The sequence below is a fragment of the Bradyrhizobium sp. A5 genome, assembly GCF_042076515.1.
GTDB lineage: Bacteria > Pseudomonadota > Alphaproteobacteria > Rhizobiales > Xanthobacteraceae > Bradyrhizobium > Bradyrhizobium cosmicum.
Genome location: NZ_CP148990.1, coordinates 3,677,918 through 3,699,963, shown reverse-complemented (window position 1 = coordinate 3,699,963; position 22,046 = coordinate 3,677,918). Strand labels below are relative to the sequence as shown.

The 22,046-nt window shown below is 65.5% G+C and carries 18 protein-coding genes and 1 tRNA gene; 11 read left to right on the top strand and 8 right to left on the bottom strand.

Annotated features, from left to right (window positions below; genetic code table 11):
- The first annotated feature begins 75 nt into the window (after nucleotides 1-75).
- The 4 genes from WHZ77_RS17690 to WHZ77_RS17675 all read left to right on the top strand — a co-directional run bounded on the left by WHZ77_RS17690 (nucleotide 76) and on the right by WHZ77_RS17675 (nucleotide 5,814).
- Complete coding sequence (locus WHZ77_RS17690; protein ID WP_375314751.1) at nucleotides 76-1,203, top strand: isovaleryl-CoA dehydrogenase; 1,128 nt, start codon at nucleotides 76-78, stop codon at nucleotides 1,201-1,203.
- Between the two features lie 70 nt (nucleotides 1,204-1,273).
- Nucleotides 1,274-2,878, top strand: coding sequence for a carboxyl transferase domain-containing protein (locus WHZ77_RS17685; RefSeq protein WP_375309111.1), 1,605 nt, complete (start codon nucleotides 1,274-1,276; stop codon nucleotides 2,876-2,878).
- A gap of 4 nt (nucleotides 2,879-2,882) precedes the next feature.
- On the top strand, nucleotides 2,883-4,898 hold the full coding sequence (locus tag WHZ77_RS17680; protein WP_375309110.1) for an acetyl/propionyl/methylcrotonyl-CoA carboxylase subunit alpha: 2,016 nt from the start codon (nucleotides 2,883-2,885) through the stop codon (nucleotides 4,896-4,898).
- A 4-nt stretch (nucleotides 4,899-4,902) separates the two neighbouring features.
- The gene (locus tag WHZ77_RS17675; RefSeq protein WP_375309109.1) at nucleotides 4,903-5,814 is read left to right on the top strand and encodes a hydroxymethylglutaryl-CoA lyase; all 912 of its coding nucleotides are present in this window, start codon (nucleotides 4,903-4,905) and stop codon (nucleotides 5,812-5,814) included.
- Nucleotides 5,815-5,833: 19 nt separating this feature from the next.
- Here WHZ77_RS17675 and WHZ77_RS17670 read toward each other — a convergent pair whose 3' ends face one another.
- From WHZ77_RS17670 to dctP, 3 genes are read right to left on the bottom strand one after another with little or no spacing between them, the layout of a single operon-like run.
- The gene (locus tag WHZ77_RS17670; protein WP_375309108.1) at nucleotides 5,834-7,192 is read right to left on the bottom strand and encodes a TRAP transporter large permease; all 1,359 of its coding nucleotides are present in this window, start codon (nucleotides 7,190-7,192) and stop codon (nucleotides 5,834-5,836) included.
- Nucleotides 7,189-7,743, bottom strand: a complete 555-nt coding sequence (locus tag WHZ77_RS17665; RefSeq protein WP_375309107.1) for a TRAP transporter small permease — start codon at nucleotides 7,741-7,743, stop codon at nucleotides 7,189-7,191. The genes WHZ77_RS17670 and WHZ77_RS17665 overlap by 4 nt, the downstream gene beginning before the upstream one ends.
- Nucleotides 7,740-8,762 (bottom strand): TRAP transporter substrate-binding protein DctP, encoded by a 1,023-nt coding sequence (gene dctP, locus WHZ77_RS17660; RefSeq protein ID WP_375309106.1) that lies wholly within the window; start codon nucleotides 8,760-8,762, stop codon nucleotides 7,740-7,742. Before dctP ends, WHZ77_RS17665 begins: the two co-directional genes overlap by 4 nt.
- 378 nt (nucleotides 8,763-9,140) lie before the next feature.
- On the opposite strand from dctP, the gene WHZ77_RS17655 reads away from it, so the two are divergent.
- Nucleotides 9,141-9,383 carry a pentapeptide MXKDX repeat protein gene (locus tag WHZ77_RS17655; RefSeq protein WP_375309105.1) on the top strand — a complete coding sequence of 81 codons (243 nt, stop codon included), beginning with the start codon at nucleotides 9,141-9,143 and terminating at the stop codon, nucleotides 9,381-9,383.
- A gap of 128 nt (nucleotides 9,384-9,511) precedes the next feature.
- On the opposite strand, the gene WHZ77_RS17650 is transcribed toward WHZ77_RS17655, so the two are convergent.
- Nucleotides 9,512-9,859: a DUF6481 family protein gene (locus WHZ77_RS17650; RefSeq protein ID WP_375309104.1), complete on the bottom strand. Its 348-nt coding sequence runs from the start codon at nucleotides 9,857-9,859 to the stop codon at nucleotides 9,512-9,514.
- 268 nt (nucleotides 9,860-10,127) lie between these two features.
- Between WHZ77_RS17650 and WHZ77_RS17645 the strand changes: the two genes are divergently transcribed.
- From WHZ77_RS17645 to WHZ77_RS17635, 3 genes are all read left to right on the top strand, one after another.
- Entirely contained in the window at nucleotides 10,128-10,364 is a 237-nt protein-coding gene (locus WHZ77_RS17645) for a hypothetical protein (protein ID WP_375309103.1), read from the top strand.
- A 76-nt stretch (nucleotides 10,365-10,440) separates the two neighbouring features.
- Nucleotides 10,441-10,695, top strand: coding sequence for a hypothetical protein (locus WHZ77_RS17640; protein ID WP_375309102.1), 255 nt, complete (start codon nucleotides 10,441-10,443; stop codon nucleotides 10,693-10,695).
- Between the two features lie 176 nt (nucleotides 10,696-10,871).
- Nucleotides 10,872-11,687 carry a hypothetical protein gene (locus WHZ77_RS17635; RefSeq protein WP_375309101.1) on the top strand — a complete coding sequence of 272 codons (816 nt, stop codon included), beginning with the start codon at nucleotides 10,872-10,874 and terminating at the stop codon, nucleotides 11,685-11,687.
- Between the two features lie 89 nt (nucleotides 11,688-11,776).
- On the opposite strand, the gene WHZ77_RS17630 is transcribed toward WHZ77_RS17635, so the two are convergent.
- Nucleotides 11,777-11,938 carry a hypothetical protein gene (locus WHZ77_RS17630; RefSeq protein ID WP_375309100.1) on the bottom strand — a complete coding sequence of 54 codons (162 nt, stop codon included), beginning with the start codon at nucleotides 11,936-11,938 and terminating at the stop codon, nucleotides 11,777-11,779.
- A 116-nt stretch (nucleotides 11,939-12,054) separates the two neighbouring features.
- On the opposite strand from WHZ77_RS17630, the gene WHZ77_RS17625 reads away from it, so the two are divergent.
- Nucleotides 12,055-12,378 (top strand): hypothetical protein, encoded by a 324-nt coding sequence (locus tag WHZ77_RS17625; protein ID WP_375309099.1) that lies wholly within the window; start codon nucleotides 12,055-12,057, stop codon nucleotides 12,376-12,378.
- Nucleotides 12,379-12,674: 296 nt separating this feature from the next.
- On the opposite strand, the gene WHZ77_RS17620 is transcribed toward WHZ77_RS17625, so the two are convergent.
- The 3 genes from WHZ77_RS17620 to WHZ77_RS17610 form a co-directional block, all read right to left on the bottom strand.
- Nucleotides 12,675-12,893 (bottom strand): hypothetical protein, encoded by a 219-nt coding sequence (locus tag WHZ77_RS17620; protein ID WP_375309098.1) that lies wholly within the window; start codon nucleotides 12,891-12,893, stop codon nucleotides 12,675-12,677.
- Nucleotides 12,894-13,097: 204 nt separating this feature from the next.
- Nucleotides 13,098-13,994, bottom strand: a complete 897-nt coding sequence (locus tag WHZ77_RS17615) for an exonuclease domain-containing protein (RefSeq protein ID WP_375309097.1) — start codon at nucleotides 13,992-13,994, stop codon at nucleotides 13,098-13,100.
- A 163-nt stretch (nucleotides 13,995-14,157) separates the two neighbouring features.
- Nucleotides 14,158-14,234 (bottom strand) — tRNA-Arg (locus WHZ77_RS17610).
- 402 nt (nucleotides 14,235-14,636) lie between these two features.
- Between WHZ77_RS17610 and WHZ77_RS17605 the strand changes: the two genes are divergently transcribed.
- Nucleotides 14,637-19,841: an alpha-2-macroglobulin gene (locus tag WHZ77_RS17605; protein WP_375309096.1), complete on the top strand. Its 5,205-nt coding sequence runs from the start codon at nucleotides 14,637-14,639 to the stop codon at nucleotides 19,839-19,841.
- 134 nt (nucleotides 19,842-19,975) lie between these two features.
- Nucleotides 19,976-22,036, top strand: a complete 2,061-nt coding sequence (gene pbpC / locus WHZ77_RS17600; RefSeq protein WP_375309095.1) for a penicillin-binding protein 1C — start codon at nucleotides 19,976-19,978, stop codon at nucleotides 22,034-22,036.
- Nucleotides 22,037-22,046 lie beyond the last annotated feature (10 nt).

The window sequence follows — 22,046 nt, the reverse complement described above, 5'->3', positions numbered from 1 at the left end:
GTTCGGGCGATAAAAGACGGAGGAATCGCCTTGAACATCCCGAGCATCGATTTCGATCTGGGCGAAGACATCAGCATGCTGCGCGACACTGTGCGCGCCTTCGTGGAGGCGGAGATCACGCCGCGCGCCGCCGAGATCGAGAAGGCCAATCTGTTCCCGGCCGATCTCTGGAAGCGCCTTGGCGACCTCGGCCTGCACGGCATGACCGCGCCGGAGCAATATGGCGGCTCGAACATGGGTTATCTCGCCCACATCGTTGCCATGGAAGAGGTCTCGCGCGGCTCCGCGGCCGTCGGTCTGTCCTACGGCGCCCATTCCAATCTCTGCGTCAACCAGATCCGCCGCAACGGCAACGACGCGCAGCGGCAGCGCTATCTGCCAAAACTGATCTCCGGCGAGTATGTCGGCGCGCTCGCGATGTCCGAGCCCGGCGCGGGATCGGACGTGGTCTCGATGAAGCTGCGCGCCGACAAGCGCGGCGATCGCTATGTGCTCAACGGCTCCAAGATGTGGATCACCAATGGCGGCGACGCCGACGTGCTGGTCGTCTATGCCAAGACCGATCCGGAGGCCGGCCCGCGCGGCATGACCGCCTTCCTGGTCGAGAAGGGTTTTAAGGGCTTCACCCACGGCCAGCATCTCGACAAGCTCGGCATGCGCGGCTCCAACACCTATCCGCTGTTCTTCGACGAGTGCGAGGTGCCTGCGGAGAACGTGCTGGGCAAGGTGGGCGAGGGCGTCAGGGTGCTGATGTCCGGTCTCGACTATGAGCGCACGGTGCTCTCAGGCGGTCCACTCGGGATCATGGCGGCCTGCATGGACGCGGTGGTGCCCTACATGCACGAGCGCAAGCAGTTCGGCCAGCCGATCGGCGACTTCCAGCTGATGCAGGGCAAGCTCGCCGACATGTACGCGACCTGGCAGGCCACGCGCGCCTATGTCTATGCGGTCGGCCGCGCCTGCGACCGCGCCGACCATGCGCGCACGCTGCGCAAGGATGCCGCCGCTGCGATCCTCTATTCCGCCGAGAAGGCGACGTGGATGGCGGGCGAGGCGATCCAGGCGCTTGGCGGCGTCGGCTACACCAGCGAATTCCCGGTGGGACGTCTCTGGCGCGACGCAAAACTGTACGAGATCGGCGCCGGCACCTCGGAGGTTCGCCGCATGCTGATCGGCCGCGAACTGATGGCGGAAACGGCCTAAGCTTCCGTTCATCTAGAACGACCGCGGATTGTCGCGGCCTCTCATCACGTCACCAGAAACGCGGGACCTCATGCCGCTTCATTCCAGTATCGATCCTTCCTCGTCGGATTTCGCGCGCAACGCCGAATCCATGCGCGGCCTCGTCGCCGATCTGCGCGAAAAGCTCAGCCAGGTCGCCGGCGGCGGCGGCGAGGTTTCGCGCAACCGCCACACCGCGCGCGGCAAGATGCTGGCGCGCGAGCGCGTCGACCTCTTGGTCGATCCCGGGACCTCGTTCCTGGAGCTGTCGCCGCTCGCGGCCTACGGCCTCTACGGCGGTGACGTGCATTCGGCCAGCGTGGTGACCGGGGTCGGGCGCATCGCGGGCTGCGAATGCGTCATCGTCGCCAACGACGCCACCATCAAGGGCGGCACCTACTATCCGATGACGGTGAAGAAGCATCTGCGCGCGCAGGACGTGGCGCGGCAGAACAATCTTCCCTGCGTCTACATGGTGGATTCCGGCGGCGCCTTCCTGCCGCTGCAGGACGAGATCTTTCCGGACGAGCGGCATTTCGGCCGCATCTTCTACAACCAGGCGCAGATGTCGTCGCAAGGCATCCCGCAGATCGCGATCGTGATGGGCTCCTGCACGGCAGGCGGCGCCTATGTGCCGGCGATGTCGGACGAGAGCATCATCGTGCGCAATCAGGGCACCATCTTCCTCGGCGGCCCGCCGCTGGTGAAGGCCGCGACCGGCGAGGTCGTCAGTGCCGAAGAGCTCGGCGGCGCCGACGTGCATTCGCGGCAGTCGGGCGTGACCGATCACTACGCCCAGAACGATGCCCATGCGATCGGTATCGCCCGGCGCATCGTCGGCACGCTGAAGCCGTCCACGCGGCCGAATCTGAACATGCATCCGCCGCGCGATCCGCTGTTCGCGGCGGAGGAGATCTACGGCGTGGTGCCCGTCGATGGCAGGAAGCCGTTCGATGTCCGCGACATCATCGCGCGCGTCGTCGACGGCTCCGAGTTCGACGAGTTCAAGAAGCTCTATGGCACGACGCTGGTGTGCGGCTTCGCCCATATCTGGGGTTTTCCGGTCGGCATCATCGCCAACAACGGCATCCTGTTCAGCGAGAGCTCGCTCAAGGGCGCCCATTTCATCGAGCTGTGCTGCCAGCGCGGCATTCCGCTGGTGTTCCTGCAGAACATCACCGGCTTCATGGTCGGCAAGAAGTACGAGGCCGGCGGCATCGCGCGCGACGGCGCCAAGCTGGTCACCGCGGTTGCGACCGCCTCTGTACCGAAGTTCACCGTCGTGATCGGCGGCTCCTACGGCGCCGGCAATTACGGCATGTGCGGCCGCGCCTATTCGCCGCGCTTCCTGTGGATGTGGCCGAATGCGCGCATTTCGGTGATGGGCGGCGAGCAGGCCTCGATGGTGCTGAGCCAGGTCCGCCGCGACAACATCGAGGCCAAGGGCGATAGCTGGTCCAAGGACGAGGAAGATAAATTCCGCGAGCCCATTCGCGCGCAGTATGACAGCCAGGGGCATCCATACTACGCCACCGCGCGTCTCTGGGACGACGGCGTGATCGACCCGGCCGATACACGGCTCGTGCTCGGCCTTGGCCTCTCGGCGGCGTCGAATGCGCCGATCGAGCCCACGAAATTCGGCCTGTTCAGGATGTGATGCGATGGACCGCTCAAAGCTCTACCGGCGTTTTCGCACGCTCCTGATCGCCAACCGCGGCGAGATCGCCTGCCGAGTCATCCGCACCGCGCGCGCCATGGGCCTGCGCACGGTCGCGGTCTATTCCGAGGCCGATCGCGACGCGATGCATGTCGCGCTCGCCGACGAGGCCGTGCTGCTCGGGCCGGCACGGGCCCGCGACAGCTATCTCAACGTCGAACGGCTGATCGAGGCCGCCCGCAAGACCGGTGCCGAGGCCGTGCATCCCGGCTACGGCTTCCTGTCCGAGAATGCCGAGTTCGCGCAGGCATGTTACGACGCTGGCCTCGTCTTCGTCGGCCCGACTGCCGGGATGATGACGGCGATGGGCTCGAAATCCGGCTCCAAGGCGCTGATGGAAAAGGCCGGCGTGCCGCTGGTGCCCGGCTATCACGGCGATGCCCAGGACGATGCGACGCTGGCGAAGGCGGCCGAGAAGGCCGGCTTCCCCATCCTGGTGAAGGCTTCCGCCGGCGGCGGCGGCCGCGGCATGCGCATCGTGCGCTCGGCCGACGAGCTTGGCCCTGCGATCGTCAGCGCCAAGCGCGAGGCCAAAGCCGCGTTCGGCGACGACCGCATGCTGATCGAGAAATATGTCGACAATCCCCGCCACATCGAGGTGCAGATCATCGGCGACAGTCACGGCAACCTGCTGTCGCTGTTTGAACGCGAATGCACTTTGCAGCGCCGGCACCAGAAGGTGATCGAGGAGGCGCCGTCGCCGACGCTCAATCCTGCCCAGCGCGAGACGGTCTGCGCCGCCGCGCGAAAGGCGGCGGGCGCGGTGAACTATGTCGGTGCCGGCACGATCGAGTTCGTCTCCGACGGCAAGGACGTGTTCTTCATCGAAATGAACACGCGTCTGCAGGTCGAGCATCCCGTGACCGAACTGATCACCGGGATTGACCTCGTCGAATGGCAGCTGCGCGTCGCCTTCGGCGAGGCGCTGCCGCTGAAGCAGGACGAGATCCGGCTCAACGGCCATGCCGTCGAGGCGCGCGTCTATGCCGAAAACCCGACCAAGAACTTCATGCCGTCGGTCGGCAGGATCTCGACCTGGCGTCTGCCGGCGGAAGGCGGGGGCCTGCGCATTGATGCCGGCTATCGCGAGGGCGATAGCGTCTCGCCGTATTACGACGCCATGCTGGCCAAGATGATCGCGTGGGCGCCGACGCGGGATGTCGCGATCGAGCGGCTCAACCGCGGGCTGGAAGAGTCGGACGTTCGCGGCATCGTCACCAACATTCCGTTCCTGTCGGCGCTGATGACGCATCCAAAAGTGCGGAAAAACGCGATCGACACCGGTTTCATCGAGCGCGAACTGGCGGTGCTGACGTCGGCCGCGGCAGCGCCCGGCGAGCTTGAGCTGTGCGCCGCGGTCGCCGCTGTTATCAACGACGAGCAGCAGGCCGCGCAGGCAAACGCGGCGTCGCCCTGGCAGACCTTTGGCTGGATGCCGGTCGGCCGCCGGCAGCGCAATTTCGTCTTCCGGGTGGGCCATGGCATCGGACTTGGGACGGAGCAGAAGGTCACGCTGAATTACGGCAGCGGCCCGTGGACGCTGGTGATCGGCGGCCGCGAACTGGCGTTCGCGATTGCGCCGAAGGACGGCGGCTTCGGTCTGACGCTCGATGGCGTCAAATCGCAGGTCGCGGCCGTGATCGACGGCCACGAATTGTACTTGCGCACGCGCAACGGCCGTTTCGACCTGCATTGGGTCGATCCGTTCGGCGGCGAGACCGAGGAGCAGACCGGCGCGGACAAGATCGCGGCGCCGCTGCCGGGCACGGTGGTCGCCGTGCTGGCCGAGGAGGGGGCAACGCTCGAGAAGGGCGCGCCGATCCTCACGCTGGAGGTGATGAAGATGGAGCAGACGCTGCGCGCGCCCTATGCTGGCGTCCTGAAGTCCATCAAATGCAAGGTCGGCGACATCGTCCAGGAAGGCGTCGAGCTCGCCGTGGTCGAGCCGGCGGGCGAGTGAGACCATGAGCGATCCCGTCCGAATCATCGAAATGGGGCCGCGCGACGGCCTGCAGAACGAGAAGACGCCCGTGAGCGTCGAGGCCCGCATCGCCTTCATCGAGGCGCTGGTCGCGGCCGGGCTGAATACGGTCGAGGTCGGCGCCTTCGTGTCGCCCAAGGCGATCCCGCAAATGGCAAGCTCCGACGCCGTGCTGCGCGGCGTGAGCCACATCAAGGGCGCCGAATTCCACGTGCTGGTGCCGAACGAGAAGGGCTATGACGCCGCGCGCGCCGCCGGCGCGAAGGTCGTCTCCGTGTTCGCGGCTGCCTCCGAGGGTTTTTCGCGCGCGAACATCAACTGCACGGTCGCGGAGTCCATCGAACGGTTCAAGCCGGTGCTGGCGCGCGCCAAGGCCGATGGCGTCAGGGTCCGCGGTTATATTTCCTGCGTGCTGGGCTGTCCGTTCGACGGTGAGATCAAGCCGAAGGCGGTTGCCGATCTCGCCAGCACGCTGTGGGAGCTCGGCTGCTACGAGATCTCACTCGGCGATACCATCGGCGTCGGCACGCCGACCAAGGCGAAAGACATGCTGCGCGCCGTGAGCGCCAACATTCCCGCCGCCAACCTCGCGATGCATTTTCACGACACCTACGGCCAGGCACTCGCCAATCTCTATGCCGGCCTGGAGGAGGGCGTCCGTGTCATCGACGCCGCCGCCGGCGGCCTCGGCGGCTGCCCCTACGCGCCGGGCGCGACCGGCAATGTCGCGACCGAGGATGTCGTCTACATGCTCGAAGGCATGGGCGTCAGGACCGGCGTGGACATGGACAAGCTGCTGGCCGCGACCAACGCGATGAGCGGCGTGCTGGGCAAGCCGCCGGTGAGCCGCGTGGCCTCCGCGCTGAACGCGAAGATGAGGCGGGCTCCCTCCTAGTTCTCCGTCATTGAGAGCGTCACCTGCTCCCGTCCGGCCCCATCACCAGATCCGGCAGGCCGGTCGAGATCCCCGGCACCAAGCACAGCAGTAGCACCGCGAGCATCATCAGCAGCACGAAGGGCAGGGTGCCCCAAATCACCTCGCGCAGGGGAATATCCGGCGCGACGTTGCGGATGACGAAGATGTTCAATCCGACCGGCGGGTGGATCAGGCCCATCTCCATCACGATGGTCATGACCACGCCGAACCAGATGATGTCGAAATTGGCGGCGCGTAGGGGTGGCAGGATGATCGGCGCGGTCATGAGAATGATCGATACCGGCGGCAGGAAGAAGCCGAGCACGACGACCATGACGAGGATCGCGAACAGCAGCTCCCAACGCGGCAGATGCATCGCGACGATGGATTCGGCGACCGACTGCGAGATGTGCAGATAGCTCATCACGTAGGAATAGAGCAGCGACATGCCGATGATCATCATCAGCATGGTCGATTCCCGGATCGTCGATTTCATGATCGGGGCGAGGTCGCTCGGCCGCCAGACGCTGTAGATCGCGGCGATCAGCGCCAGCGCGAGCAGCCCGCCGAGGCCCGCGGTTTCCGATGGGGTGGCATAGCCGCCATAGAGCGCGATCATGACGCCGGTGAGCAGCAGCACGAACGGGATCACGCGCGGCAGCACGCTGAAGCGTTCGGCGAGCGTGTACTCGTCGCGGGCCAGAATCGCAGCTTCGGGGCCGCCATTCTTGTAGATGGCTTCAGCGGCGGCATATTCCCGGCGGAAGCGGAACACCGCGTAGACGCCGAACAGCGTGACGAGCAGCAGGCCGGGCCCGATGCCGGCGAGGAACAGCCGGCCGAGCGACTTTTCCGCCGCGACCGCGAACAGGATCATGGTGATCGAGGGCGGCAGCAGGATGCCGAGCGTGCCGCCGGCGGCGATGATGCCGGCAGCAAAACCGCCGGAGTAGCCGCGCTTGCGCATCTCGGGGATGCCGGCCGAGCCGATCGCCGAGCAGGTTGCGGGCGAGGACCCGGCCATCGCCGCGAACAGCGCGCAGGCAAAGACGTTGGCGACGCCGAGACCGCCGGGCACGCGATGCAGCCAGGCATGCAGCGCCGAATAGAGATCCTGGCCGGCGCGGGACTTGCCGATCGCGGCCCCCTTCAGGATGAAGAGCGGAATCGACAGCAGCGTGATCGAAGCCATTTCCTCGTAGACGTTCTGCGTCACCGTATCGAGCGAAGCCGATGGCATGTAGATGCCCATGAACACGACCGCGACCGCGCCCAGCGCGAACGCAATGGGCATGCCCGAGAACATCACGAACAGCGTCGCCAGCCCGTAGGCGAGACCGATACCGAAGACGCTCATGGCCGCTTGGCCCCTGTGAGAGGCAGCGCAAGCTGCACGACGATCTGGACGCAGAGCAGGCTCATGCCGAGTCCCATCAGCGTATAGGGGATGGCGAGCGGCGGGGACCACATCGAGTTCGAGACCTGGCCGTCGACATAGGCTTCATGCGCCAGGGTCCACGATTTCCAGGCGAAGAAGGCGCAGAACAGCAACGTCGCGGCATCGACGAGCCAGAGCCTGACCTTGTTCGCCAGCGGCGAGAGCAGGCCGACGAAGGCCTCGATGCCGATATGACCGCGGTTCTGCTGGACATAGGCGGCCGTCATGAAGGTCGCGCCGACCAGCAGGAACACCGCAGCCTCGTCCTGCCAGTAATTGGCGGCCTTGAACAAGGCGCGGCTGAGCACGCTGTAGCTCAGGATGGCGCAGGCCGCGATCAGCGCGATCGCTGCGAATACGACGATGATGCTGTTGAGGATGGCGAGACAGCGATCGAGCGCCACCGCGAGGCCTGTGCCTGCGGCGGCGTTTGCCGGGCCGTCACGATCCGGAACCGGACCGTGGATCATGCCGCGACGTCGGTGGCGAGCTTGAGAAGGTTCGCCGCGGTCGCGGTCTTGGCGCCGTAATCCTTCCAGGCGGTGTCGCGGGCAATGTCGCGCCATTTGCCGACGGTCGCCGCATCGAGCGCCGAGACCTTGGCGCCGGCCTTCTCGTAGACCTTGGCGACCTCGACGTCGTCATCCTGCGCACCCTTGCGGCCGAAGGCCTCGAGCTCGGTGCCGACGGTGAGCAGGATGTCCTGCTGGTTCTTTGGCAGCTTGTCGAAGATCGCCTTCGACATCATCAGCGGCTCGAGCATGAACCAGTAGGACGTGCCCGCGCCCGAGGTCAGCGACTTCGCGACCTCTTCGAGGCGGAACGAGATCAGGCTGGTGGAGGAGGTGATGCCGGCGTCGCAGGCGCCGGTCTGCATCGCCGCGTAGATTTCGTTCGACGGCACCGACAGCACCGAGGCGCCGGCGGTCTGCAGCACCATGTCCATCTCGCGCGAGCCGCCGCGCACCTTCATGCCCTTGGCATCTTCGGGCGCGACGATCGGCTTGGAGCGGCTGGCAACGCCGCCGGCCTGCCACACCCAGGTGAGCAGGATGATGCCCTTGTCGGCGAGGAAGTCGGTCAGCGCCTTGCCGACCGGCTCCTTCTTCCAGCGCAGGCCCTGGTCGTAGGTGGTGACGAGGCCGGGCATCAGGCCGATATTGGTCTCCGGTAGTTCGCCGCCGGCGTAAGGCATCGGATACAGCGAGATGTCGAGTGCGCCCTTGCGCATTGCGGAGAACTGCGCGTTGGTCTTGATCAGCGAGGAGTTCGGATAGATCTCGGCGGCGATATCGCCATTGCTGCGCTTGGCGACTTCAGCGGCGAACATGCGGCAGAGCCGGTCGCGGAAATCGCCCTTGTCGATGGTGCCACCCGGGAACTGATGCGAGATCTTCAGCGTGGTCGCGGCATGCGCGGTACCGGTGCCGAAGCGGAGGATGGCGGGTGCGGCGACGGCGGTCGCGATCAAATGGCGGCGCGTGAGCATGGTGTGATCCCCTTGTAACGTTTCTTTGGATGGTTCTTGTTGGCGTGACTTTTCGGCGTGACCTGTTCGTGTGATCTGGGGCAGGTCTTGGAAGACCGGCGCTAGGCCCATCCTAGCCGGTCTTTCGCCCGATATTCTCTCATCTGATAGTTCGAGATCGAATGCCGCGGCAAGGGCCGGCCTTGCTGCGCTGCACACTGCCATGGGGCCTGCCCGCGTGGCGGATCCGATGCAGCGGATGTCATTGCGGCGAATGCGGGGACGGCAACGGCACGCAGAAATTTATCGGCGACGCCGTAACAACGCAGGCGGTCGATCCGTCGAGATGAGATAGCGGCGTCCGTCGCTAACAAACGTCATCTCGAAGGGAAGACTCTCATGACCATTCGTACGCGCATCGTGCTCGGCGTCTCGGCTGCCGCTCTCTCGCTTGGCCTGGCGCTGTCGCCAGCCGCCTTTGCCCAGGACAAGATGGGCAAGGACGACGGCATGATGAAGAAGGACACGATGTCCAAGGACGGCATGAAGAAAGACACCATGTCCAAGGACGACGCCATGAAGAAGGACCACATGTCGAAGGACGGGATGAAGAAGGACGACGGGATGACGAAGAAGAACTGATCGTCCGCCATCGTCGGGCGCGCTTGCGAAAGGCAGACGCGTGCTCTCGTAACTCCGGGGGCGGTCACGTGGACCGCCCCCGGAGTGAAGCTATTAATTCAAGTTCAATTGAACGTGACTTTTGAACGTTACTTGCGCTTGGCCTTGCGGGCGGCGTAGCGAGCGTCGCGCCTGGCCTTTTGCTCGGCCTCGGCCTCGGCTGCCTTCGCGATCGCTTCTTCGGCTTCGCGGGCAATCCGCGCCGCCTCGAGCGCCGCAGCCTCTTCCTGAAGGCGCTTCTGCTCGGCCTTTTCCGCCTCGCGCGCAGCCTTTGCCTCGGCGCGCTTGGCTGCTAGGGCCTCGCGTTCGGCACGCTTCGCCAATACCGCGGGGTCATCCGGCCCGGGCTGCGACTTGAATTTGTTCAAAAGATTTTTGCGTGCTTCCTGCGCGGCCTTTTGCCGGTCGGAAAAACCTGGTTCCCTGAATCCACTCATCGAACGAACCTTGTCATCCTCGCTTTCAGTCCTACATCACTGCCGGTTGGTACGTCGGCTGGGCATAGCGGGCGCCGCGCGACGAAGAAGCGTGTACATCGGCGCGCGTCGCGAAGCCACCTATAATCGCAGCCGATCAGGTAGACGAAAAATCGCCACCCCCCGACGATCTCTCGTAGCCCCGAAAAACTGCCGAATTGTGATGTCCCTCATAAAGGGCCCACGGAGCGGCGCCTAGCGTCCGCCCGGTACGAGACGGAGCACGGGCATGACCATCTCAAGACTGAGCCTGAAGGCGTCTGCAATCGCCGTCGCGGTGGCGGCCGTGGCCGGCGCCGCGCTGCTGCTCGCCCGTCCGCAGCCGATCGAAAGTGCCGTTCTTGGTGCCGATTGGGAATGCACCCGGACCGCCTTCGTGCTGACGAGCTGCGCGCCGCGGGTCCGCGAGGCGATTCCGGCGGTCGAAACCTCGCGCAAGGATGCGATCCGGCAGACCCGGGGGTAACGCCGGGGCATCGGGCAGGATGTGACGCCAAGCCGCAGAGGTGATAAAGCCCGCTCACCTCTGCGGTCGGTCAGCCATGTCCAAGACTGAACATAAGACTGAGCCCAAGACTGGGCCCAAATCCAAGCCAGAACCAGGCGAAGCACCAAAATCGCCGCCGAAGCCGCCATCCGGTGACAACCGCCGCGGTGCCATGGCCGGATTGGTCATCGCCATCGTGATCCTCGGCGTCGGCTGGTGGCTTGCCCGCGATCTCACCGCGGCCAGCAAGATGCAGGACTGCCTGATGTCGGGGCGGAGCAACTGCAACGTCATCGAGCCGGCGCGCTAGAGACGCTGCAGCCGCGGCCTGCGCAGACGAAAAAATGCCGTGATCTTAATCATTTGTAACGGGACTTAGCCGACCAAAGCAGATCAGTTATGTCAGCCGGCATCAGCCCGGCGCGAAGCGAATCGTCTATCGCGCATGGGACCACGGCAATCGAAAGAGTAGGGGGTCCAGCACGCATGAGCGCGTCCAGCCGCATGAAGATCATCATTCCCTTGGTTTCGGCCATGGCGTTGCTCGCCGTCCCGGCGCAGGCACAGGATTCATTGCCGCCCAGGCCCCAGGCCCGTCCGCAGGCGGGGCCCGGCGCAGGTGCGCCGCCCCCGAACAATCAGCAGAACATGCGCAAGGGCCCGCCGCCGCAGCAGGCGGTCAGGCCTCAAGGACAGCCTGGCGGCCCGCCTCAGGCTGGCGGCCCTCGTCCCGGCTATGCGGGTCCCGGTCCCGCTGGACCTGGTCCCCGCCCACACAATGCCGGCGGTCCACCGCCGGGACGCAACTATGCCCGCGGGCCGGCACCGACACGCGACTGGGGCGGCCACGCCTATCGGGGCAACCGCGCCTGGGATGGCGGGCGCTGGCGCCAAGCGGTCCGCAACGGCCGCTCCGGCTGGTGGTGGGACGTCGGCGGCGTCTGGTATTACTATCCGCAGCGGATGGCCGGTCCGCCCGCCTACATCTCGGAAGACTATTACGACGACGTGCCGGTGGCCTACGCCCCGCCGCCGGTCGCCTACGAACCGCCGCCTCCGCCGCCGCCGGCTGATCCCGGCGTGAGTGCACTTGGCGGTGCCATCGTCGGTGGTGTGCTCGGCGGCCTGATCTCGGGCAATGCCTCGGGGGCGGCCGCAGGTGCGGTGATCGGCGGCGCGACCGGTGCGATCGCCGGCGCGACGGCCGCTTCGCGCCCCGGCTACTATCTGGCCGAGGGCAATTGCTACTACCGCTATCCCAGCGGCCAGTATGTGCAGGCCGACCCCCGCGCGTGCTATTGAGTTGCAGTCAAGGATCTGGCGTGAAGGAGCGGGCGAAAGGCCCGCTTCTTTTTTGGTGGGAGCCGTCCATCAATTGATCGGTTCGGGCGTCAGGCTACGAGCCAGTTGAAGAACGTCATCGTGGCCCAGACCAGGCCTGCGATCCAGGCCAGCATCACGATGCCGATCGCCGCGAGAAACGCGGCCCCGAACAGGTCGGACCTGCCGCGCTGGGCCGGGACGTGAACCTCGGCCGCTGCTTCTCGTGCCATAACAGACCACCCATGCCCTCTCGCGCCGGTGCGAGCGGTTGACGTGATTTTAGCCGAGGCCCGGGAGCCAGGCTGTGATGCAATTCACAGATGCGTCTGCATGAAACCCAATCCGATTGCGCCTTGCCGAAAATGTCTGGAAAGATCGCGCTCGCCTCGGTCTTCTGGCCATCCGTATCAATCGGAACGGGCTCGCGATCGGCTTGCTCGAAGGGCGGGAAAACCACCCCGCATTCATACGGAGGAAATTGCCATGCGCCCGTCGAAATCGGTCGGCTAATGTCGGCTTCATGTGCACGAAGTACGACCCGCAGCACGAAGCCGAGGCCGCAATGAAGCGGGCCGCGGCCTCCGAAGGCGCCGACCGGCAGCGACTGATCCAGCTGGCCCTGGCCTGGCACCAGCTCGCCCGCGATCGGCGCGACGCGCAACCGGACTGATCGCTCGTCCGCCGGCATGACTGCCGGTCAAGGCCTCAGCCTTCGATCTCGGAGGAACGAGATCCAGCCGGACGCGTCGTCTCGCCGGCACGGCTCGGCCCATATTTTGACTTGGGGCACACGGTGCGGCCGTGCGCGACGGACATTGTCAGGATGCGCCGCTGCGCGATCAATCCGCGCGAGCGAAACGCAGCGTTAAGAGATGTGCGGTGACGGTTTTTGCGGTCGCGATTCGTGCTTTGGGAACGAAGCGGAGTCGGATCGTGAACGAACGAATGGCCGACCGGCTGTCCCGATCAATCGATCGCCAGTGTTTGTTGTATAGATTGCTTCTGGTGGCTTCCCCGCGCCCACGCCTGAACGGCGAAGGCGAGTTGATGCTGACTCGCAGCCATGTTCGCGATGGACGCCTGCGCCATCTCGATGCGCTTCGTGATCGCACTGGAGTTAACGACCCCTGCGTCGATTGCCAAAAAACACATCGCGATCGCGGCCACCGCAGATGCGATCGCCATTCTCGTCCACTCGGTTCGCATCGTATTCCTTATCGGGCGCGCGTCGCCCGGCGCATAGATAGGGCTCATCTGCCGGGATCAAAGTCCGCGGCGAAGGCACCCACGCGTTCGTGAAGGACGGCGGATTGGCAGTAGGCCTTCGTTAGGCGGATCAAGCGGCAACGAAATCCTCACAAACCGCGTCACGAGCCCACGCGGCTAGACTCAGTTTGCCGTCATAACCATGAAATCGCTCTCGCCGACGATCTTGATACTACGGCCCTTTGCGATCAGCTCCTCGGTCTTGCGATGCTTCGTACTCTTCTCCTGGCCTTTCGTGGCGCGCAGATCCTGATCGCCAACCACGAGGATGGTTGTGCGTTTGGTGACGTTGTCATCGACATCGGCGCCAGCAACAGAGGCTTGGCTTGCGGCCTTATCGCGCGACATGCTCAGCCTGCCTGTGAACGTCACGGTTTCGCCAAGAAGCGGACCGTCGCCGTCACCCTTGCGGGCAACCTTGGGATACACAGGGGCTTTGATCCTTCTGGGCGCTACGCCGGGCGAGCTGGAAGCGTATCCGAGATCGTCAAGCCATTGCTGGAGGGGGACGCCACCATCGGCAATCGCCTCGAGGAGCAGAAGACCAGCGACGCGAGCATCCTCCGCGGCGTCGTGGTGCCGGAATTCAAGGCTGAATGCTTGGGCCAGATTGGCAAGGCCATAGCCGCCGTCAAGCTTGAAGCGATCCCAGGTTTTGCGTGCCACTTGGAGATTGTCGAGCCAGTAGCAGGGCAAGCCGTCTGCTCCATATTTTTCCGCAGCCCTCCAGAGCGCTGTCCGATCGAAGGGGCTGTGATGCACGATCGCTGCATCCTGTAATGCCGCGCCGACGACGGGAAACACTTTTGCCATTGTCGGTTTACCGGCCACATCTTCGGGGCGAATGCCGTGGATGCTGACATTGATGGGATCGAAATCGTCCTCGGGATCGACAAGAACAGTGATGCTCTTGAAGACGTCTCCGCCTTTGAAGTGCACGAGTCCGATTGAGCAGATGCTCGCGAGATCCGCATTCGCCGTCTCGACGTCCAATGCAATAAAGTCGGTAATACCTTTCATGAAAGCGCTCTCTCCCGCCTAGGAATTGTTAAAATAATTCCTCATCTTAAACGGGAGCGCAAGGAGAGGGAGGCGGGTCCGACGCAGCAAAATCGACTCACGGTGCGCCGGCGATAGGCGCTTTCCGATGCACATTCCACGCGCATGCCAATTCAATGGTGGCTGGCGATCCCGGCAGGAATCGAACCTGCAACCCTCAGAGTAGAAATCTGATGCTCTATCCAGTTGAGCTACGGGACCGTCTGGAGCCGGCCTCGGCTACCGCCTGCCGGTCTTCTATCACGTCAAATATGAAAAATCCTCAAGTCAGCCAAGCCTGAACCGAACCGTTTTCCCAGTCGACGCGACAAAGCGGGACGGTGGGGTGTCAGGGTGCCGGGTCGAGCGGCAGCGGACTGGACGATGGTTCACATCGCTGGGAACGCTGTTCCAGCTTCCGGGACACGACCGCCGGTTGACGGGTCAGGTACGGCTGCGCGCTCAGGACGGCGTGCGCGGCGGTATCTCGATCGGTCACCTCAGGGCTTGCTTTGCCATGGCGAATGCGACGATTTGCACATCTGGTTCCATCGCCTTGAGTCCGTCACCTTTCCGCGCACTTCATGCTCACGCGGCGTTCGTCCGCGATCCCGGGAGTCCATCATGATCGGTCTTGTTCGCGCCGTCACATTCTGCGCCGCGCTGGCGTTCGGCCTCGTGGCCGCGCACGCCGCGGACAAGGCGTTCAAGCGCGACGACCTCGCCGATTCCGCGATCAAGCTGGAGGCGCAGATCAAGAGCGAGGCGGGGCCGGTCGCCAAGACCGGCGCGACGCTGCGCACCGACGCGGACACCGCCTTCCGGCGCAATGATTTCCGCACCGGGCTGTCGGTGCTTGGCCAGATCGCCGCGACCACACCCGACGACGCCGGAAACTGGCTGCGGCTCGCCAAGGTCATCTTCCAGATCTCGCCGAAGAGCTCGAGCGAGCAGACGTTCCTGCTGGAGCGCGCCTCGACCGCCGCCTACATCGCCTACCAGCGCGCCGGCAATCCGGGCGAAGAGGCCGACGCGCTCGCCGTGCTCGGCAAGTCGCTGGCCGAACGCAAGCTGTGGCGGCCGGCGCTGGATGCGCTGCGGCTATCGCTCGACATGCGCGAGGTCGCCGACGTCCGCGGGAGTTACGAAAAGATGCGCGACGAGCACGGTTTCCGGCTGCTCGACTACACCGTGGACTCGGATTCGGCGAGCCCGCGCGCCTGCTTCCAGTTCTCCGAGGAGCTTGCCAAGCGCACGGATTTCGCGCCGTACCTCGCGCTGGCGGGCCAGGACAAGCCGGCGCTGTCGGCCGATGGCAAGCAGCTCTGCGTCGACGGGCTGAAACATGGCGAGCGCTACAACATCAACTTACGCGCCGGCCTGCCGTCCACAGTGAAGGAGGGCCTGCCGAAATCGGCCGAGTTCAACGTCTATGTGCGCGACCGCAAGCCCTTCGTGCGCTTCACCAGCCGCGCCTATGTGCTGCCGAAGACCGGCCAGCGCGGCATCCCCGTGGTCAGCGTCAACACGCCCGCGGTCAGCGTCAACGTCTTCCGGATCGGCGACCGCAATTTGATCAACACGGTGGTCGACAGCGATTTCCAGAAGACGCTGTCAAAATACCAGCTCAGCGATCTCGGCGGCGAGCGCGGCGTCAAGGTCTGGAGCGGCGAGCTGGCGACCGCGATGACGCTCAACCAGGACGTCACCACCGCATTTCCGGTCGACCAGGCGCTCGGCGAGCTGCAGCCCGGCGTCTACGTGATGACGGCCGCGGCCAAGGGCCCGGGCTCGGACGACGACTATCAGCTCGCCACGCAATGGTTCATCGTCTCCGATCTCGGCGTCTCAGCCTATTCCGGCAATGACGGTATCCATGTCTTCGTGAACTCGCTGGCCTCGACCGATCCGGTCGGCAAGGCCGAGGTTCGGCTGGTTGCCCGCAACAACGAGATTTTGGCGACGCGAAAGACCGATGACAGCGGCCACGTGCTGTTCGAGGCGGGCCTCGCGCGCGGCGAGGGCGGCCTGTCGCCGGCGATGCTGACCGTCACGGGTGAGAAGGCCGACTATGCCTTCCTGAGCCTGAAGACCTCCGCTTTCGACCTGTCCGACCGCGGCGTCTCGGGCCGCGCGGTGCCTGTTGGTGCCGACGCCTTCGTCTATGCCGAGCGTGGCGTCTACCGCTCCAGCGAGACCGTCTATCTCACTGCGCTGCTGCGCGACGGGCAGGGCAATGCCGTCACCGGCGGGCCGATGACCCTGGTGATCGAACGCCCCGACGGCGTCGAATACCGCCGCGCCGTGCTGCCCGACCAGGGCGCCGGTGGCCGCTCGCTCGCCGTGCCGCTCAACTCGGCCGTCCCGACCGGCACATGGCGCGTGCGCGCCTTCACCGATCCGAAGGGATCGTCGGTCGGCGAGACCACCTTCATGGTCGAGGACTACGTCCCCGATCGCATCGAATTCGAATTGTCCGCCAAGGACAAGCTGATCAAAGCTAACGCTCCAGTGGAGCTTAAGGCGGACGGCCATTTCCTCTATGGCGCGCCGGCCTCGGGGCTCCAGCTCGAAGGCGACATGCTGATCGCGCCCGCGTCGGAACGTCCGGGCTTTGCCGGCTACCAGTTCGGTGTCGCCGACGAGGAGACCACCTCGAACGAGCGCACGCCGCTGGAGAATTTGCCCGAGGCGGACGCCAACGGTGTTGCGACCTTCCCGGTGACGCTGGACAAGCAGCCGGCCTCGACGCGTCCGCAGGAGGCGCAGATCTTCGTCCGCATGGTCGAGACCGGCGGGCGCGCGGTCGAGCGCAAGCTCGTGCTGCCGGTCGCCCCCGCGACCGCCATGATCGGCATCAAGCCGCTCTTCGCCGACAAGAACGTCTCAGAGGGTGACAAGGCCGAGTTTGACGTCGTGTTCGTCTCGCCCGAGGGGGAGCGACTACGCCGCGACGGTCTGCGCTACGAGCTCCTGAAGATGGAGTCACGCTACCAGTGGTACCGCCAGAACAATTACTGGGAGTACGAGCCGGTCAAGTCGACCTCGCGCGTTTCGGATGGTGACGTCACCATCGCCGCCGACAAGCCGTCGCGGATATCGCTCAGCCCGCAGCCCGGCCGCTACCGGCTCGACGTGAAGTCGAACGACGCGGACGGCCCGGTCACTTCAGTGCAGTTCGACGTCGGTTGGTATTCCGACGGCAGCGCCGACACGCCGGACCTGCTGGAGACCTCGATCGACAAGCCGCAATATGCCTCCGGGGATACGATGACCGTGTCGGTCAACGTCCGCAGCGCCGGCAAGCTCACCGTCAACGTGCTCGGCGACCGCCTGTTGACGACGCAGACCATCGACGTCAAGGAAGGCACCGCGCAGGTGAAGCTTCCGGTCGGCAAGGACTGGGGCACCGGCGCCTATGTGGTGGCGACGCTGCGCCGTCCGCTCGACGCCGCCGCCCAGCGCATGCCCGGGCGCGCCATCGGCCTGAAATGGTTCGGCATCGACAAGCAGACCCGTACGCTGCAAGTGAAGCTGACGCCGCCGGCGCTGATCCGGCCGAACGCGATGTTGAAGATTCCGGTCAAGCTTGACGGGCTCAATCCGGGCGAAGACGCCAAGGTGGTGATCGCAGCGGTCGATGTCGGCATCCTCAACCTCACCAATTACAAGCCGCCGGCACCCGACGATTACTATCTCGGCCAGCGCCGCCTGAGCGCGGAGATCCGCGATCTCTACGGGCAACTGATCGACGGCATGTCGGGCACGCGCGGCCAGATCAAGTCCGGCGGTGACGCCGGCGCGGCCGAGCTGCAGGGCTCGCCACCCGCGCAGAAGCCGCTGGCGCTCTATTCGGGCATCGTCACGGTTGCCGCCGACGGTACTGCCGAGGTGAGCTTCGACATTCCGGAGTTCGCCGGCACCGCGCGCGTGATGGCGGTGGCGTGGACCGCGACCAAGCTCGGCCGCGCCAACACGGACGTCGTGATCCGCGACCCCGTCGTGCTGACCACGACTCTGCCGCGCTTCCTGCTCAATGGCGACCACGGCACGGTCAACCTCGAGATCGACAATGTCGAGGGCCAGGCCGGCGACTACGTCATCAACGTGAAGACGGGCGGTCCGGTGAAAATGACGGGCAATCCCGCCACCACGGTCAAGCTCGCCGCCAAGCAGCGCAACTCGTTTGTACTGGCGATCGACGCGACCGCGGCGGGGCAGGCGACGCTCGACGTCGACATCAAGGGACCGAACGGCCTGGCGCTGGCGCGCCACTATGCACTCGACGTCAAGGCGGCGACGCAGGTGCTGGCGCGGCGCTCGATCCGCACACTGGCGAAGGGCGAGAGCTTGACGCTGACCTCGGACATGTTCGCCGACCTCGTGCCGGGCACCGGCAGCGTCTCGGTCTCGGCCAGCCTGTCGACCGCGCTCGACGCGGCGACGATCCTGAAGGCGCTCGACCGCTATCCCTATGGCTGCTCGGAGCAGATCACGAGCCGCGCCATGCCGCTGCTCTATGTCAACGACTTAGCTGCCGGCGCGCATCTGGCCATGGACACCGAGGTAGACCAACGCATCCGCGACGCGATCGAACGGCTTTTGGCCCGTCAGGGCTCCAATGGCTCGTTTGGCCTGTGGTCGGCGGGCGGCGACGATGCCTGGCTCGATGCCTACGTGACGGACTTCCTGACCCGCGCCCGTGAAAAGGGTTTTGTGGTGCCGGACGTGCTGTTCAAGAACGCGCTCGACCGTATCCGCAATTCCGTGGTGAACGGCAACGAGCCGGAGAAGGACGGCGGGCGCGATCTCGCCTATGGCCTCTACGTGCTTGCGCGCAATGGCGCTGCACCGATCGGCGATCTCCGCTATCTCGCCGACACCAAGCTCGCCAACCTCGCAACGCCGATCGCGAAGTCGCAGCTCGCTGCCGCGCTGGCGCTGGTCGGCGACCGCAATCGAGCGGAGCGGGTCTATGGTGCGGCCCTCGACAGCCTCGCGCCGAAGCCTGTGCTGGAATTCGGCCGCACCGATTACGGTTCGCAGCTGCGCGATGCCGCCGCGCTGGTCTCGCTCGCAAGCGAGGGCAACGCGCCGAAGGCGACACTGACGCAAGCGGTGGCGCGGGTCGAGACCGCGCGCGGGCTCACGCCCTACACCTCCACGCAGGAGAACGCGTGGCTGGTGCTGGCGGCGCGGGCGCTGGCCAAGGAGAACCTCTCGATCGAGGTTGACGGTCAGAGCGTCAAGACCGCGCTCTATCGCAGCTACAAGGCCGCGACGCTGGAAGGCAAGCCGCTGAAGATCACCAACACCGGCGAAGCGCCGGTGCAGGCGGTGATCTCGGTGTCGGGCTCGCCGGTGACGCCGGAGCCGGCAGCGTCCAACGGCTTCAAGATCGAGCGCAGCTATTTCACGCTCGACGGCAAGCCCGCCGACATCAGCAAGGTCAAGCAGAACCAGCGCTTCGCGGTGGTGCTGAAGATCACCGAGGCCAAGCCCGAGTACGGCCACATCATGGTGTCCGACTATCTGCCCGCGGGTCTGGAGATCGACAATCCGAAGCTGGTCTCGTCGGGCGACAGCGGCACGCTGGACTGGATCGAGGACGGCGAGGAGCCCGAGAATACCGAGTTCCGCGACGACCGCTTCAACGCGGCCGTTGACCGGGCCTCGGATTCCAAATCGGCCTTCACCGTCGCCTATGTCGTGCGCGCGGTCTCGCCCGGCAAATACGTGCTGCCGCAGGCCTATGTCGAGGACATGTACAACCCCTCGCGCTACGGCCGGACAGGCACGGGCACCGTCGAGGTGCGGACGGCGAAGTGAGCGACATGGGCGAAGCTGACAACGGATCTCGTCATTCCGGGGCGGTGCGAAGCACCGAACCCGGAATCTCGAGATTCCGGGCCTGGTCCTTCGGACCATCCCGGAATGACAGCAGCGGAGCAGGGCGCGCGACCATGCGTATCCTCTCTGCGTGCGCGCTCACGCTTATCCTCGCCATCGCCGGCTTCGTCGGCTGGGTCTACTCCCTCGGTTCTCTCCCGCTCGACGAAGCGCGTCAGGTCTCCACCACCATCGTCGACCGCAACGGCAAGCTGCTGCGCGCCTATGCGATGGCCGATGGTCGCTGGCGGCTACCGGTCGACGCCAAGGCCAATGTCGATCCGACCTATCTGAAACTGTTGCTCGCCTATGAAGACTGGCGCTTCTACGCGCATAACGGTCTCGACCCGCTCGCGCTGGGGCGCGCCGCGTTGCAGCTTGGGACGCGCGGCCACATCGTCTCGGGCGGCTCGACCATCAGCATGCAGCTCGCGCGCCTGATGGAGCCGCGGCGGCAGCGCTCGCTCTATGCAAAGCTGCGGCAGATCGTGCGGGGAATCGAGATCGAGCGCAGCCTGAGCAAGGCCGAGATCCTCGATCTCTATCTGGCGCTGGCACCTTACGGCGGCAATCTCGAAGGCATCCGCGCGGCGTCCATCGCCTATCTCGGCAAGGAGCCGAAGCGGCTCTCGCTGGCCGAGGCCGCGCTGCTGGTGGCGCTGCCGCAATCGCCGGAGACGCGCAGGCTCGACCGCTATCCCGAGGCCGCGCGCAAGGCGCGCGATCGCGTGCTCGACCGCATGGTCGAGGAGCATGTGGTCAGCGCCGACGACGCGACGCAGGCCAAGGCCGTCGCCGTGCCAAAGCTGCGCAAGCCGATGCCGATCCTTGCCCCGCACGCCTCCGACGCGGCGCTCTCGACGGTCAAGGATACGCCGGTCATCAAGCTGACGCTCGATGCGACCTTGCAGAAGGTGCTGGAGCCGCTTGCGCGGGACCGCGCCATTGCGCTGGGACCGAACATCTCGGTCGGCATCATCGTGGTCGACAATGACAGCGGCGATGTGCTCGCGCGGGTCGGCTCTGCGGATTATTTCGACGAGAGCCGGGCAGGGCAGGTCGACATGACCCGCGCCATCCGTTCGCCGGGCTCGACGCTGAAGCCGTTCATCTATGGGCTCGCCTTCGAGGACGGCTTCGTGCATCCCGACAGTCTGATCGACGACCGGCCGGTCCGTTTCGGCTCCTACGCGCCGGAGAACTTCGACATGACGTTCCAGGGCACGGTGCCGGTGAAGAAGGCGCTGCAACTGTCGCTGAACGTGCCGGCAATCGTGCTGCTCGACCGCGTGGGCGCGAGCCGGCTGTCGTCGCGGCTGCGGCAGGCCGGCGGCAATCTGGTGCTTCCCAAGGACGAGGCGCCCGGTCTTGCCATGGGCCTCGGTGGCGTCGGCGTGACGCTGCAAGACCTCGCCCAACTCTATGCCGGCTTCGCCCGGCTCGGCACCACCAAGCCGCTGCGCGAGGTCATGGCCGCCAAGGACGACCGTGAACCGCGGCGGCTGCTCGATCCGGTCGCGGCCTGGCAGGTCGGCAATGTGCTCTTGGGCACGCCGCCGCCGGAAAACGCCGCGCACAACCGCATCGCGTTCAAGACCGGCACCTCCTACGGCTATCGCGACGCCTGGTCGGTCGGGTTCGACGGCCGCATGACCATCGGCGTCTGGGTCGGCCGGCCCGACGGCGCGCCGGTTCCCGGCCTGATCGGGCGCGTGGCGGCCGCGCCCATTCTGTTCGATGCCTTCGCCCGGACCGGCAAGACGCTGGTCCCGCTGCCGAAGTCGCCCAAGGGAACCCTGGTCGCCAGCAACGCGAAGTTACCGTTGCCGCTGAAGCGTTTTCGTCCGGTCGGGGAACTGGTACGGACCGGCAGCGAGCAGGCGCTTCACATCCAGTTCCCGCTGAACGGTTCGCGGATCGACGTCGATCGTTCCGGCGGCGCTGAGAGTGCGGCGATGCCGGTGAAGGTCGCCGGCGGCGTCCTGCCCATGACGGTCATGGTTAATGGCGCTGCGCTCGGCGAGATCGATGGCAGGCGCCAGCGCCTGATCGATCCACCCGGTCCCGGCTTTGCACGGCTCACCGTGATCGATGCCACTGGCGCTGCGGACACAGTCGTCATTCGAATTCAATGACCCGGCCTTA